The organism is Acinetobacter sp. WU_MDCI_Abxd143 (assembly GCF_025514195.1).
GTDB classification, from domain to species: domain Bacteria; phylum Pseudomonadota; class Gammaproteobacteria; order Pseudomonadales; family Moraxellaceae; genus Acinetobacter; species Acinetobacter pittii_H.
In genome coordinates this window covers 176,814-192,105 of record NZ_JAHPTH010000005.1, presented here as the reverse complement: position 1 = coordinate 192,105, position 15,292 = coordinate 176,814, and the positions used below count along the sequence as shown (strand labels likewise).

Below are 15,292 nucleotides of genomic sequence, written 5' to 3'. Positions count from 1 at the left end.
TAGTTATATTTTTGTTAACGTTAAAACCGATTGCTACAATCTATTTTTCCAATCGCAATTGTAATATCTTTTTAACATTTACTTCTCAATTCCTGATGAAATATAATTATTAGCTTATTGTAAATGTTCATTTTTTTATCAGGTTGACAAACTACTTTTCATTTGATTAGTTTTCCACCAATTTTAACATAAGTGTCAAATATCTTTAACATTACTTTTACTCCATTATTGACTTCATAAATTGTTACAATACAATGACCCCAGCTTTATCTCTTGTTAATGCTGGAAATGATTATGAAAAAACTTGGTTTAGCCACTGCTGTATTATTAGCCATGACCGGTGCTCATGCTTATCAATTTGAAGTTCAAGGTCAATCTGAATATGTTGACACAACTGCAAATGATAAAAACTTCACTGGTGACGTTGCTGGTACATTCTATTTAAAAAATGTTGATACCGCTAAGGGTCCTTTAGCTGAAGCAGCTTTCTTGAACCAAGCTTCTAGCGTATCTTTAGGTTATAGCTACCAACAGTATGACCAAAACAACGGTTTAAACTACCACGTTGGTACATACGGTGTTAAAGGTGAGGCTTACGTTCCTACTCCTTACCTTCCTGTATACGCTAGCGCAACTTATAACCACACTGATGTTGATGGTAAAAACGCTATCTCTCGTGATGACAACGGTGACCGTTATGCATTAGAAGTTGGTGCTATGTTGTTACCTAACTTCTTGATGACTGTTGGTTATACAAGCGTTGCTAACCAATTCGCTTTAGATAACTTCGGTATCATCAGCAACGGTATCTACACTGCTGCGAACCAAACTGCTGCGATTCAAGACGACCAAGATGCTGTTACAGCTCGTGCTAAATATGTAGGTCCAATCGATGGAACTAACATGGCAATTGGTTTTGAAGCTGCTGGTGCTTTCGGTCAAGAAAACCAATACGGTTTGAAAACTGACCTTTACTTAACTCCTAAGTTAAGCGTTGGCGCTTCTTTCGTTGGTAACGATGGTTCAGCTGACATCAAAGGCAATGACCTTGGTGAATTCCGTCAAGCTTGGGGTGGTAACGTAAACTACTTCATTACTCCAGCTGTAGCAGTTGGTGCATCGTACATGAAAGCTGACGTTAAAAAGTCTAGCTACGATACACAAACTATCGGCTTAAATGCTAAATTCCGCTTCTAATTTAATTTAGAAATCGAATTAAAAAAGGACTCAATTGAGTCCTTTTTTTTATAGCTAAATATTAACTTCGTACAATATTTAAGAAATATAAATGACGTTCATATTGATCAATAATGTCTTGGATTAAATCTTCTTGCGTCCAATCCATTACATCATAGTTCTGTCCGCCCTCTCTTAAGAAGACTTCAGCCTGGAAATATTGCCCATCTTCGGCTTCAGTACGCCCAATTAAAAAACTTGGTGGCACTGTTTCACGTGAAACAACTTTATAAATAAAATTAATTTCATTGTGATGATCGACCCGAAGCTGCATCCCATCCTCAAGTTGAGTAATTGAAACTTCTAAATGGCGGCGCCTAAATTCATGTTTAATATTTTCAAACGCACGAGCCACTTGCTTTTCGATATATTCTCTTACTTCTTCTTCACTATGAGGATAGTGCATGATTAAACCTAGCCGCTGTTGCCAGCTTCTTGGATTATGAATGGCACGTGGGGTAATACGTGCTTCTTGAATGGCTTGCATTTTCGTGACATCAAGATGCAATGCTTTGATTAATCCCCAACTCATGAACAGCATAACCACAGTAAACGGCAATGCGCTCATAATGATTGAAGATTGAAGTGCAGCCAAACCACCGACTAACAATAAAATAATGGCGAGTACAGCCATCAGTACTGTCCAGAACAAACGCTGCCAAGTTGGTGAATTTTCAGTTTTTGCAGTTAAGTAGTCTGTTACCAATGCTCCCGAATCAGCAGAGGTCACAAAGAATAAAACCACTAAAATGGTAGCCAGAATATTCATAACACCTGACCACGGTAAGTGTCCTAAAAACTCAAATAGAGCAACTGAAGAGTCTTGCTGAACAGCCTGAATGAGAGTGGCTTGATGTTCATGGATAATGCTAAATAATGCAGCGTTTCCTAAAAAGCCCATCCAGATAATGGTAAAGCCTGTCGGGATGAGTAGAACCCCTACAATAAATTCTCGAATGGTACGACCACGTGAAACCCTTGCGATAAACATACCCACAAATGGCGACCAAGAAATCCACCAAGCCCAATATAAAATTGTCCAACCACCAATCCATCCATTTGGCTGATAAGCGTATAAATTGAATGTCATGGTAAAAAGATTAGAGATATATTGACCAGTGTTTTGAATAGTAGTCTGGAGTAAATAAATACTAGGACCAGCAATAAAAACAAAGACTAATAATATTAAGGCTAAGACTAAGTTTAGCTCTGATAAGCGTTTCACCCCTTTATCTAGACCTAAGAACACAGACAAGGAAGCTAAAATGCTCACAAAAATAATGAGTAATACTTGAATATGGGTGCTTTGCTCGACACCGAACAAATAATGTAAACCAGAGTTAATCTGGGTAACGCCAAACCCGAGAGAAGTTGCTACACCAAATACTGTACCAATGGTTGCGAATATATCGATGCTGTCGCCCCAAGGCCCATAAATCTTTTTACCAATCAGTGGATAGAGGGCTGAACGAGTCTTTAAGGGTAAATTATGTCGATAAGCAAAATAAGCCAATGCCAATCCGACCACTGCGTAAATAGCCCACGCATGCAAGCCCCAGTGGAAGAAGGTCACCCTTAATGCTTGCTGTGCTGCCTCAATAGTCTGAGCATCTCCACTTGGTGGATTAACATAATGCATGACAGGTTCGGCAACTCCGAAGAACATGAGACCGATACCCATCCCTGCTGTAAACAGCATGGCAAACCAAGAGCCATTATTATATTCAGGCTGACTATGGTCAGGTCCTAATTTAATCCGACCTATTGATGAACAGGCGATATAAATCAATAAAATGAGAAAGAAAGCAACAGATAAAACATAAAACCAGCTAAATGAATCGGTGATCCATTGTTTTAATTGCTGCGTTAGAAGTTCAAAAGAACTCGGAGCGATCACAACAACTGCCAAAAACAAAGCAATGATAATGACCGTACCAAAAAATACGTTAGGATTAACGTTTGCGAACCAACTTGGTTGTTTGGAAGGCATAACTCCTCCATGTTATTTTAATGAAAAGTGACAGGCATAAAGCCAATAAAGACATTCACAGAATGAACAAAGTTAAATCTTTCAATAGAGAAAGCCGATAATACTTTAGTTAAACTTAAATAATATTGCAGTTACAAAGGTGTAAATAAATTGAAACACCTTCTCCACTATTTGCCTGAATCCTTTTTTGTCGGATGGGCAATGTACTGTAAAGCAATTAAACGCGTGACGATCAAAGCGAGATACATCACACCACAAAACATTTGTAGCATGGCTAAAACGCGTGCTGGTGGACTAAGCGGCATTAAATCAGATAAGCCTGTTGCTGACTGTAAGCTAAAGCTCAGGAACAGTAGATCTAACCAAGTCTGCAAATGATGAACATTGTTTGGATTTTGGAAGCTAGTCGGAATCAATAGCTGACAAATGTTGTAGAGGAATGCAAAGCCCCATGCAAGCAAGGTAAAAACCGCGGCAGCGGCAAACAATTCATCTCTTGTTAAATATCGATCAGCGAACATATAACGAAATAAGCCATAAGCTGCCGAAAAATAAGCTAGTGCTTCACAGCTATGAGCAAAAATCTGGATCGTTAAATTGCTATAACCTAATAAAATAAAGACTGAAGATATTATCGCTCCACTAACAAACGTTAACCCCAAAAAAGTGAACATTGGGGTTTGGCGAATCACCTTAGCAATAATAAGTAAGGCAAGCACTCCCAAAGCCCACGTTATGGTTCGGTAAAATACATCATGAAAAGTCAGCATGGCCAAAATGAGTAAGATGAATTGCACAAGCAGCAACCATGCAGAAGGTAGCAAACGAAAGCTCGCCCAGAACTCAATGATAGAACGCATTTAATTATTTTCCTTTTTCATTATATTTTGGATTATAGGAAATCATACTGTACAGAAAATAGCACAAACAAGTTGTTCTTTATTAAAGAGCTTCTTTGCCTTTAGGTATGAGATAAACAAAAAAAGCCCCGCAGGGCTTTTAATGAGATAGATATTTAATCCATTTTGATTTTAGTGATCTGAAGCACCTGAAGCACCGATACCTGTCATTGAGCGAACGTATTGGGCATCGAATGCAGCTCGTTCTTTTTTAGCTCGTGCAGAGTTATCAGTCACCGAGAAGAACCAACAGCACAGGAATGATAATGGCATCGCAAATAATGCAGGACCATTGAATGGGTTAATTGGTGTATCAGAGATTTTTAAAGTATCTACCCAAACCGCTTTAGATAGAACAATAAGTACTACCGCTGTTACAAGACCAACTACACCGCCAATAACTGCACCACGGGTGGTTAAACCTTTCCAGAACATTGAAAGAACAAGAATCGGGAAGTTTGCACAACATGCCACAGAGAACGCTAAGCCCACCATGAACGCTACGTTTTGCTTTTCAAACAAAATACCCAAAATCATGGCAAAGATTGCTAAACCAAGTGTCGCAATTTTTGACATGCGAAGTTCTGAAGCTGGAGTCGTTTGACCTTTCTTAAATACGTTAGCGTATAAGTCGTGTGAGATTGCAGATGCACCTGAAAGTGTTAAACCAGCCACAACAGCAAGAATCGTTGCGAATGCCACTGCTGAAATGAAGCCCATAAATAAGTCACCGCCTAAAGCGTCACTTAAATGCACGGCTGCCATGTTGTTACCACCAACAAGCTCAAGCTTGCCTGTCATAGCCATTTTCGCAACATCAAGGAATTGTGGGTTGTTTGATACGAAAAGGATCGCACCGAAACCAATAATGAAAGTTAAAAGATAGAAGTAACCAATGAAACCTGTTGCAACTACAACCGATTTACGCGCTTCTTTTGCATCTTTTACTGTGAAGAAACGCATAAGAATATGTGGAAGACCCGCTGTACCAAACATGAGTGCTAAACCAAGAGACAACGCATCAATCGGGTTTGCGGCAAGTTTACCCGGACCCATAATTTTTGCGGCTTCTTCAAAGCTTATACTGTGAACTTTACTGAATACTTCAATTGATTGAGTAAACATGTTGCTGAAGCTAAAACCAACCGCTTTCATCACCATGAATGCCATGAAAGTCGCACCGCTCAGTAACATGACCGCTTTAATGATCTGTACCCATGTCGTTGCCAACATGCCACCAAAAATTACGTATGCCATCATTAATAGACCAACGATGACAACAGCGATGTTGTAGTTCAAACCAAATAGTAATTTGATGAGCTGGCCAGCTCCTACCATTTGAGCAATCAAGTAAAATGCGACAACAACAAGCGAGCTCAAGGCAGCTAAGGTACGGACCGGTTTTTCTTCAAGACGGAATGACACTACATCTGAAAGGTTGTATTTACCCAGATTACGTAAACGCTCCGCAATCAAGAATAAAACGATTGGCCAACCTACCATAAACCCAAGAGAATAAAGTAAGCCATCAAAACCCGAACTAAACACCATCGCGGAAATACCAAGGAAAGATGCTGCTGACATATAGTCACCGGCAATTGCCAATCCATTCTGGAAACCGCTGATTCCGCCCCCTGCAGTATAGAAATCTTGTGCTGATTGAGTTTGCTTTGCAGCCCACTTAGTAATAAACAAAGTGAAACCAACAAAGATCAAGAACATAATAATGGCATGCCAGTTGGTGGCTTGCTGTTCGGCTTCACCCAAATCTGGACCAGCCATAGCAACAGTTGAATATAGCGATGCTGCTGCCAATAAGGCTTTCGCTTTTAATGAATTCCATTTCATATTAGTGTAATCCTTTCTCATGCGTGATGGCTTCAACTTCCTTCAACGCTTCTTCACTCAACTGGTCAAGGGTATTGTTTGCGATATAGGAATACACGCCACACAGTAGGAAAGATAAAACAATAATTCCTAAGCCTAGTGGAATACCCCATGTCGTTACACCACCACTAAATGAACTCATCAAAAATTCTTTGTTGTAGCCAACAAGTAGCATAAAGCCCACATAAAGCACTAACATAATGATTGTGAGCGTCCAGCTTAATGCACTTTTTTTCTTGACCATCTTTTGAAACTTTGGATTGCGTAGAATCTGTTCTACTTGGCTTTGATCCATAACCAAACTCCTTGCCTGTGCCCAACCTTGGTCACTTTTTTAATAGTAGTTTCTCATTATTCAAATTAGCAAAATAACGTGTAATTCGTAACTTAGACTTTGGTCGTTAAAATTTAATCAATTTATAGCTTTGTTTCTGCTTGCGGTATGATAGGCGCAAGGTTTTAATCATGTAGGTCATATGAACAGCTGGCTGATTATTGGGGTACTCACTCTTTATATAGCACTCTTATTTATTTGTGCTTTTTTTGGCGAAAAGCATGCTAGTCGTCTGAGTACTCGTGGCCGCATGTTCCTGTTTAGTTTGACCTTAGGTGTTTACTGTTCATCTTGGACATTTTATGGCGCAACCGGAGCTGCCGTCCGAGAAGGCGTTATTTTCCTACCTATTTATTTAGGTCCCCTCTTATTTGTCTGGTTTGGTTATGACATCTGGCGACGTTTAGGTCGAGTACGTCAACACCACGCGATTTCCTCAATTGCCGACTTTGTTGCCGCACGTTATGGCAAAAGCGGTGTATTGGCTTCGCTGGTTACGATCTTGGCAGTTATTGCGATTATTCCCTACCTCGCCCTACAGTTACGTGCAATTGCCTTAAGTACCTCAGTCATTTTAGAGCAAAATGCTCATATTCATACGACCACCAATAGTGTTTTGCTTTTGACCAGTGTACTTGCAATCTTAGCCATGATTTTTGGTACAAGGCAGATTGCAAATACCGAGCAGCATGGTGGCCTCATGTTAGCGGTGGCATTTGAATCTTTTGTCAAACTATTCGCACTGATCTGCGTCGCTTTATTTTTTATTTTTGAAGCACCTGCAAACTTGGTACAAGTCTCAGCCGACGTAAACCAAACCTTTCAAGAAGTGCAATTGTTTGGGGTGCCTGAAACTTTCTGGATTCAGACATTATTGGCCGGACTAGCAATTATTTGTTTACCCCGCCAATTTCATGTGGCTGTTGTCGAATTACGCGATGAAAAGCACATTCGTGGTGCACGTAAATGGTTTGCGGCTTATCTGATTTTAACGATTTTAGCTATTATCCCAATTGCAAGCTGGGCATTGCATGCTGCGCCAAAATTCCTAACCGTGCCCGATGTTGCGGTGCTCTCATTACCACTAAGTTATAATCAAGAGTGGTTAGCCCTACTGGCCTTTTTAGGCGGGTTCTCTGCATCAACAGGCATGTTACTGGTTTCATCTGTTGCCTTATCTATCATGCTCAGTAATGACTTGATTATGCCCGCACTGTGGCGTTTTAAGTTGCTTTCACGACACGATAAACACTTACCTAAAGTTCTTAAATTTAGCCGCCGAATTAGTATTGTCGCAGTGATGCTACTTGGCTTTTTATTCTTCCATTTCTTTAATGATATTAACCAGCTTTCAGTATTTGGTTTACTAGCGTTTAGTGCGGTTGCTCAATTCGCTCCTGCACTGATTGGAGGATTGTATTGGCGAGGCGGAAGCCGTCAAGGTGTCTATGCTGGTCTCATCGTTGGATTTTTAATGTGGAGTTACACATTACTATTTCCAACCATCTTACGTAGTTTGCCGGAAGCCTATCAGGAAACTGCCCAAAGTATTTTGCTTTTTGGCCCTTTGGGAATTAATGCATTACGGCCAGAGTCACTTTTTGGCTTTGAGTCATTTGCACCTTTAACCCACGGCGTTATTTGGTCGCTTGGTTTAAATATTCTTTTATATATTTGGATTTCTAAACTTTACCGCCCAAGTGTGGCAGAACAAATTCAGGCAGAAAGCTTTTTCTACTATGAAACTAAGCCTTTGCCATCACCACATACCTCTACCGATTTAACTTATTTACCGCACGATGCTGCACGTTTAAAAGTAGGCGATTTATTTGCGCTTGCTAAAAGAATTACAGGTGAGCAACCCACAACTCAAGCATTCGAAAACTTTTGCGAACAAAATCATCTCACACTCAACCAAAATACTATCGCCAATGGCATGTGGTGGCGATTCACCGAACAATATCTAGCTGGCATTATCGGGGCCGCTTCTGCACGTACGTTGCTGACTACGGCAATGATTAACAACGGCCTCGCTTTAGGCCAAGTCGCCAATATTTTAGACCAAGCCTCACAGTGGCAACGTTTTAATCAAAACTTGCTAATGACCATGATTGACCACATGACCCAAGGTGTGAGTGTGGTCGATAAAAATATGTGTTTAGTGGCTTGGAATAACCAATATTTAAAACTGTTTGGCTACCCTAAAGATTTAGTCTATGTGGGTTGTCCAATTGCTGATCTGATTCGTTATAACGCTGAACGTGGCGAATGCGGTCCCGGTTCAGTCGAAGAGCACGTCCGCAAACGTTTGCACTGGATGAAAGTCGGAAGTGCGCATGAATTTGAACGAATCCGTAAAGACGGACGCGTTATTCAAATGCGCGGTAATCCTATTTCGGGTGGTGGCTTTGTAACTACCTTTGCCGACATTACGGCTTTCCGTGCGAATGAGGCAATACTTGAGGCCCGCGTAAAAGACCGAACCCAACAACTTGCCGATGCCTTAACCGAACAACAGCTTGCACGCGAACAAGCCGATATGGCCAATATGTCAAAAAGCCGATTTATTGCTGCGGCAAGTCATGACTTATTACAACCTATGCACGCTGCTCGCCTGTTTAGCACAGTTCTGGAACAAAGCATTGCAACTGAAGAAGACCGTCAAACTCTACAGCAACTTGACCGTGCTTTGTATGGTGCAGAAAGCATGCTCTCTGCCCTACTCGATATTGCGCGTTTGGAAGGCGGTACCATACAGCCAAAAAGACAGCCTTATCCTCTACACGATTTATTAAGCGATCTTGAACTACAGTTTAAATCGATTGCTGCTCAGCGAAATATTTCACTCAAAGTTCACGATGTATCGTTTTGGATTGACACAGATCCACAGTGGATTCGACGCATTATTCAAAACTTTGTCAGTAATGCTTTGCGTTATACAGCCAAGGGCCGAGTGATTGTTGGCGTATTACGTTCGGCTCACAAACCTGGACACATTCGAATTGGAGTCTGGGATACAGGTCCCGGAATTGCCGAAGAACAACGTATTAAACTATTTCAAGAATTCGAACGCTGTGGGCATTTATCACCTTGGGGTGAGCAAGGTCTCGGTTTAGGTCTCGCGATTGTGCAACGCATGACAGGTTTGTTGAATTATCCAGTCCATGTGTACTCAAAGCTTGATAAAGGCTCCTGCTTTATGATTGAGGTTCCGGTCGTAGAAGCTCCAAAAGTGGTAACCCCAACCGTACAAGCAGTACCTTTAAAAACAAAAGCCTATCGGATTTTATGTTTAGACAATGATGAAACTATTCTTGAGGGCATGAGTAGCTTATTAGGTCGATGGGGATATGAGGTTTTTAAAGCCACGGAACCTGAACAAGCACTTGAGATTATTCAAAAAGAGAATATTCAGGTCTGGCTTATCGATCAGCATTTAAATAACAACCAACTCGGTGTCGATTTTATTATGCAAAATCGACAGCATGATGTTCCGGTAGCTTTAATTACGGCGGACTCTCATCCTGAGTTACCCCAACAATTGAAAGAACTGAATATCGTTTTACTCAAAAAACCGCTTAAACCGGCATCTCTAAGAGCATGGTTATCGGGGCTTAAAATTGCCAGTGAGGTAGATTAAATATTTTCTCTCCCAAACCTTTTGATAAGTTTGGGAGAGATTTTTGGCAAAAATTATTGGTCTAATTTAAGCCAATAGGCAGAACTGCTCAAAAAGTCTACTTTTACCCACTAAATCATTGACCAAAATTTCCAATGACTCTTTTTCTATGGCAAAGCTCACCTTTTTTGTAAGTGAACACTTGTATACTTAGTTACAATTTCACAAGTTATTGTTTTTTAAAATCATAATTAACAAAAAACAACCATATAAGACTTTAGTCGTATTCTACTTGCATTCTTGATGACACATAAATATTCAAAACCTATTTATCAAATGTGCACCTATTTTTATAAGCCATTTCCATATTAAGCACCCATGCTCATGAATTAATGCAAAGGACAATTGCCATGAATATTTCTGATAACAGCCCGCAAGGCCAACTTTCGTCTCAACAGTTTTATCGTCAATACAGTGCCAATGCTTTACTTCCTGAACTAGATTGGCAAAGTATTTTTCCCCACAGCAAGCTCAATGAAGCACATATCAAAGCGTTAAATACAATTTATCAGTGTGCGGTCCCCCTCGCACTTAATGTATTTCATGATCTAAATTTTGATGTATTTGCACCTGCGGCTTATCATCCTCAAGGTTTAGGTTTATTTGATAAATTGGCTCAACAAGAAGAGAACTTTTTAAAAGTTCTTAGCGCTGAAAGTGAAAATCTTGACCATGACACACGTCATCAAATCTGGAGCATGCTACTCCGTGGCGGTGCTGTACTCGTTTTCAAAGCTTGGCTTGGTCATGTCAAACTCGGCGAGAATCAGTTAGATATGACGCAGTTTGATGAATTATCTGACTTACTCTTCATTAAAACGCATCCAGACCAACTTGCTGAACGTCTACATGTTGATGAAAAAGCAAAACTCGACCACATCTTCTTAATGTATGGCAACGATATTTTCCTTGATCGATTCAACAGCCTAGAAACAGCTGCTCTATTTGTTGATTTAGGTGTTTATGATGCGGCGTTCTTAAGCTTGCGTGATGACCGCGTGGCTGAATATTTAAAAATGAAACGCTATGTGACTCAGGAACAAATTGATGATTTGCAATGCGCGCTTAATCCATTGTACTGCGACAGCTTAACACCAAAGCAAGATTGCCTTGCTTAAGTAGCACCCATAAAAAAGACCTCAATCGAGGTCTTTTTTTCTTTTAAATTTTCTTATCTTCAATATTGAGTGCACTAATTGCCAATACGGCTTGTGTACGGTTTTGCACACCTAATTTTCTAAAGATAGCCGTTACGTGAGCTTTAATCGTTGCTTCTGAAACATCGAGCTCGTATGCGATCTGTTTGTTTAACAAGCCTTCCGCAACCATCATCAAAACACGGAATTGCTGAGGTGTTAACGATTGAATACGTTCGGCTAAAGCAGTTTCATCTGCTGCTCTTGGGTCAAGGTTAAGATTAGATGGCAAGTTAGGTGGTAACCAGATATCGCCTTCTAAGACTTGACGAATCGCTTCACCAATATGGCTTGGATGAGCCGACTTAGGAATATAACCCATTGCACCATGTGCAATTGCACGCTGGATAATTGAAGTTTCTTCATGTGCAGAAACCACAATAATCGGAATAGATGGATACTGTGCTCTTACATAAACCAGCGCCGAAAAGCCTGAAGCACCCGGTAAATTTAAATCGAGTAATACTAGATCAGGTTCTGCCCCATTTTCCAAACGCTCATAAAACTCATCAACCGAGGCTGTTTCATGAATTTGTGCCTGTGGCAGGCTATAACGTACTGCTTGAATTAAAGCATGACGAAACAAAGGATGATCATCAACGATTAAAATATTCATAAGCGATTAAAGTAATCTTGAGCATAAGTATGGCCTATTGTAACCATACTATTTAGATGAAAGATACGTTCATCTTATCCATTTTTATGCAAAATGTTGATAAATGCAGAACTTAGCCCATATTTTCAGATGTTTTTTAACTTTTAATCAAAATTAATCTGTTTTTTATATAAGCTTCTTTTTTATTATAAAAAATATATCACCTATAATTATATAAAATAAAAACAGCAACTTAATAAAAAAGCAAAGTATAAAAATCCACTATTTATCTTTTATATTTAAAACTGATAAGGTTGACCAATTTCGTTATTTTACAGTTCACCGTCATTGTTGATTAATAAGTCCAATCTCTTGTTTTAGGCTTAGGAACCAAATTATGACTGGTATCACATCACCAAAACCTTTAAATATCGTTGCTGTTTCTGGTGGATTAAATACCCCATCTAAAACGGAAAGTCTGGTTCAAGCCATTCTTGATGAATTATCAGAAGCAATCGATATTAAAGTTCACTTTATTAAATTAAGCGAAATCGGGCCTCTATTAGGCGGCGCATTTTATCGCAACCAACTTCCACAGCGCGTGCAAGATGACCTTGCAGCAGTTGAAGCAGCAGATGCTTTAATTGTAGGTACACCCGTTTACCGTGCTTCTTTTACAGGTCTTTTCAAACATTTCTTCGATTTTGTTGAACAAACTGCGTTGGTCGATGTACCAGTACTTTTAGCAGCATCGGGCGGTAGTGATCGTCATGCACTCGTACTTGAGCATCAACTTCGTCCACTGTTCAGTTTCTTCCAAGCACAAACTTTACCAATTGGCGTATATGCGACTGATCGTGACTTTACCCCTGAATATACGGTGAAAAGTGAGCAATTATCAGACCGTATTACGTTAGCAGTAGCACGCGCATTACCGATTTTAGAATGGGCACCAGCGAAAGGTAAACGTGCTGAAGTAGTTAAACCTAAATCTCAGCAAGCAAATCAAGAGCTTGGTATTAACAAGCAAATTGAGCAAGAAGAAGTATTGCCTTCAGCGGCTGTACCAGACCTTGATGCGGCAGAATCTCGCTTGCACCACAAGTCTGGCAAATCATTAACACACGTTGCCTAAATGCAATATCGCTAAATAAAAATAACGAATGGGGAGAGCAAACCATGACGCAATTACAACAACCTATTAAATTTGCTTATTGGGTACCAAACGTAAGCGGTGGCCTTGTAGTAAGTAACATCGAACAGCGTACAGACTGGAGTTATGACTACAATGTTCGACTTGCACAGGCTGCCGAAAACAATGGTTTTGAATATGCGCTCACCCAAATTCGTTTTACGGCGGGGTACGGGGCAGAAAACCAACATGAATCGGTAAGTTTCAGTCATGCATTACTAGCAAAAACTGAAAAATTAAAGGTCATTGCGGCTATTCTGCCCGGCCCTTGGAAACCGGCACTTGCAGCTAAACAACTCGCGACAATTGATTATCTAACTCAAGGCCGTATTGCGATTAACGTAGTGAGTGGTTGGTTTAGAGGAGAGTTTGATGCCATTGGTGAAGAGTGGCCTGAGCATGATGAACGTTATGCTCGCTCTGAAGAATTTATTCGCACTCTAAAAGGAATCTGGACCACCGATAACTATAGTTTCGATGGTAAATACTATCAGTTCCAAAACTACACACTTAAACCAAAACCTCTGCAAAAGCCTTATATAGAAGTTTTCCAAGGTGGTAGTTCACGTGCTGCACGTGACATGGCGTCTCGTGTTTCTGACTGGTACTTTACTAACGGCAATACTGTCGAAGAAATTCAAAAACAAGTAGAAGACATTCGTACTAAAGCAAAAGTAAATAATCACTATGTCAAAATTGGGGTAAATGCTTTCATTATTGCTAGAGATACTGAAGAAGAAGCAAAAGCAGTACTTCAAGAAATTATTGATAAAGCCAACACTGAAGCCGTAAATGCATTTGGCGATGCAACTCGTGAAGCTGGAGCAGCCTCACCAGAGCAACAAGGTAACTGGGCAAAATCAACTTTTGAAGATCTAGTGCAATACAATGATGGCTTTAAAACCAATTTAATTGGTACGCCGCAGCAAATTGCAGAGCGTATTGTGGCACTCAAAAATGTAGGCGTTGATTTGATTCTGTCCGGATTCTTACATTTTATTGAAGAAGTGGAATATTTTGGAGAAAAGGTTCTACCACTCGTTCGCCAGTTAGAACTTCAACAGGAAAAGGAGGTAGAAATTCAAGCTAAATCAGCCTAAACACCCCACAGTTAAAACAGCGCAAGATAATAAAAACAATAAATTAAAAATAAAGAGTTTATTGGCTCCAAGACTCGGCTTGGAGTCTTTATTTTTTAAGATTTCTCGACTTCTCGAATCACTGTTTCAACCGAGTAACGGCACCATTTTGAAAGTTTTTCGATAAATTCATTTAAGGCAGCGGGTTCAAAATGGCTGACAATCATATAGCAAGCATTACCCATGACTTTAAAGCATTCATCGATTTGTCCATATTGCTTAACCAAATTTTCAATTTCTTCAAATGCGCGTTGTTCATTTAAATGCAAATGAATAAATTGTTTATGCGAATATTGAACGGCAATGGTGTAGTTTTTGATAACACCAGCATCCATCAACTGAGCAATTCGAGCGCCCACCGCTTGCCCTGTCCGGTGCACGCGTTGCCCAATTTCTTTATTTGTCAGACGGGAATCTTGTTTAAGCAATGCAATAATTTTTAGATCAATCGGGTCTAATTCAATATTCATTTTTCATGGCGAAAGAAAACTAGCGTTAATGCTTTCATAGGACTATAGCCGATTTTTCAAGCAGAGAATAATCTTGTTTTATCTCATATCAACAAGAGTGTTCTCATGAAACAAGCACTATTAATTATCGATGTACAAAATGATTATTTTAAAAATGGCAAAATGGAATTGGTTGGGCCAGATCAAGCGCTCGATAAAATAAAGCAGCTCGAACAATATTTTAACGAGAAAAATTTACCGATTATTTATGTGCAGCATATTAACCCGCCACAAGCCAGCTTCTTTCAAGAAAATACAGATGGGGTTTTACTTCATCCTGAACTCAGTCCTGGCAGTAATTCATTAATCGTGACAAAGCATTATCCAAATAGTTTTTTAGAAACCAATTTAGATGAACTTTTAAAATCAAATCAGATTGAGCAACTTATTATTACAGGCATGATGACGCATATGTGTATTGATTCAGGTACACGTGCAGCCAAAGAACTTGGCTATCAACCTATCTTAATTGCAGATGCAACCGCAACTCGTGATTTAAGCCATGCTGGAAAAACTGTAAAAGCTGAAGACGTACAAACTGCTTTTTTAACTGCGCTGAGTACATTTGCAAATGTAGAAAATACTGCCGATTTTCTAGCGAAATCTTAAATAAGGCACAATAAAAAAGCCCCAGAT

12 protein-coding genes are annotated in these 15,292 nt (G+C 39.8%); 6 read left to right on the top strand and 6 right to left on the bottom strand.

Translation table 11 applies throughout. The annotated features are described in order from the left end of the window. The first annotated feature begins 294 nt into the window (after positions 1–294). On the top strand, positions 295–1,197 hold the full coding sequence (omp33-36, locus tag KTI79_RS12065; protein ID WP_002122006.1) for a porin Omp33-36: 903 nt from the start codon (positions 295–297) through the stop codon (positions 1,195–1,197). 61 nt (positions 1,198–1,258) lie between these two features. Here the strand turns inward: omp33-36 and KTI79_RS12060 are convergent, their stop codons facing one another. The 4 genes from KTI79_RS12060 to KTI79_RS12045 all read right to left on the bottom strand — a co-directional run bounded on the left by KTI79_RS12060 (position 1,259) and on the right by KTI79_RS12045 (position 6,307). After that, complete coding sequence (locus tag KTI79_RS12060) at positions 1,259–3,226, bottom strand: BCCT family transporter (RefSeq protein WP_086264738.1); 1,968 nt, start codon at positions 3,224–3,226, stop codon at positions 1,259–1,261. Between the two features lie 167 nt (positions 3,227–3,393). Further along, positions 3,394–4,086 (bottom strand): ion channel, encoded by a 693-nt coding sequence (locus KTI79_RS12055; protein WP_199964054.1) that lies wholly within the window; start codon positions 4,084–4,086, stop codon positions 3,394–3,396. Positions 4,087–4,257: 171 nt separating this feature from the next. Continuing rightward, the gene (locus KTI79_RS12050; protein ID WP_086264737.1) at positions 4,258–5,973 is read right to left on the bottom strand and encodes a cation acetate symporter; all 1,716 of its coding nucleotides are present in this window, start codon (positions 5,971–5,973) and stop codon (positions 4,258–4,260) included. A 1-nt stretch (position 5,974) separates the two neighbouring features. Then, complete coding sequence (locus KTI79_RS12045) at positions 5,975–6,307, bottom strand: DUF485 domain-containing protein (RefSeq protein WP_000372818.1); 333 nt, start codon at positions 6,305–6,307, stop codon at positions 5,975–5,977. 181 nt (positions 6,308–6,488) lie between these two features. On the opposite strand from KTI79_RS12045, the gene KTI79_RS12040 reads away from it, so the two are divergent. Both KTI79_RS12040 and KTI79_RS12035 read left to right on the top strand, forming a co-directional pair. Beyond that, positions 6,489–9,986 carry a PAS domain-containing hybrid sensor histidine kinase/response regulator gene (locus KTI79_RS12040; protein WP_086264736.1) on the top strand — a complete coding sequence of 1,166 codons (3,498 nt, stop codon included), beginning with the start codon at positions 6,489–6,491 and terminating at the stop codon, positions 9,984–9,986. A gap of 389 nt (positions 9,987–10,375) precedes the next feature. Further along, on the top strand, positions 10,376–11,143 hold the full coding sequence (locus tag KTI79_RS12035) for a hypothetical protein (protein ID WP_068564529.1): 768 nt from the start codon (positions 10,376–10,378) through the stop codon (positions 11,141–11,143). Between the two features lie 43 nt (positions 11,144–11,186). On the opposite strand, the gene KTI79_RS12030 is transcribed toward KTI79_RS12035, so the two are convergent. After that, entirely contained in the window at positions 11,187–11,837 is a 651-nt protein-coding gene (locus tag KTI79_RS12030) for a response regulator (protein WP_002122041.1), read from the bottom strand. Between the two features lie 376 nt (positions 11,838–12,213). On the opposite strand from KTI79_RS12030, the gene msuE reads away from it, so the two are divergent. Both msuE and sfnG read left to right on the top strand, forming a co-directional pair. Beyond that, the gene (gene msuE, locus KTI79_RS12025; RefSeq protein WP_016142782.1) at positions 12,214–12,951 is read left to right on the top strand and encodes an FMN reductase; all 738 of its coding nucleotides are present in this window, start codon (positions 12,214–12,216) and stop codon (positions 12,949–12,951) included. A 44-nt stretch (positions 12,952–12,995) separates the two neighbouring features. After that, positions 12,996–14,108 carry a dimethylsulfone monooxygenase SfnG gene (gene sfnG / locus KTI79_RS12020; RefSeq protein ID WP_086264735.1) on the top strand — a complete coding sequence of 371 codons (1,113 nt, stop codon included), beginning with the start codon at positions 12,996–12,998 and terminating at the stop codon, positions 14,106–14,108. A gap of 95 nt (positions 14,109–14,203) precedes the next feature. Here sfnG and KTI79_RS12015 read toward each other — a convergent pair whose 3' ends face one another. Then, positions 14,204–14,617, bottom strand: a complete 414-nt coding sequence (locus tag KTI79_RS12015) for an Lrp/AsnC family transcriptional regulator (RefSeq protein WP_086264734.1) — start codon at positions 14,615–14,617, stop codon at positions 14,204–14,206. Positions 14,618–14,722: 105 nt separating this feature from the next. On the opposite strand from KTI79_RS12015, the gene KTI79_RS12010 reads away from it, so the two are divergent. Continuing rightward, positions 14,723–15,265 (top strand): cysteine hydrolase family protein, encoded by a 543-nt coding sequence (locus KTI79_RS12010; RefSeq protein ID WP_086264733.1) that lies wholly within the window; start codon positions 14,723–14,725, stop codon positions 15,263–15,265. The last annotated feature ends 27 nt before the right edge of the window (positions 15,266–15,292 follow it).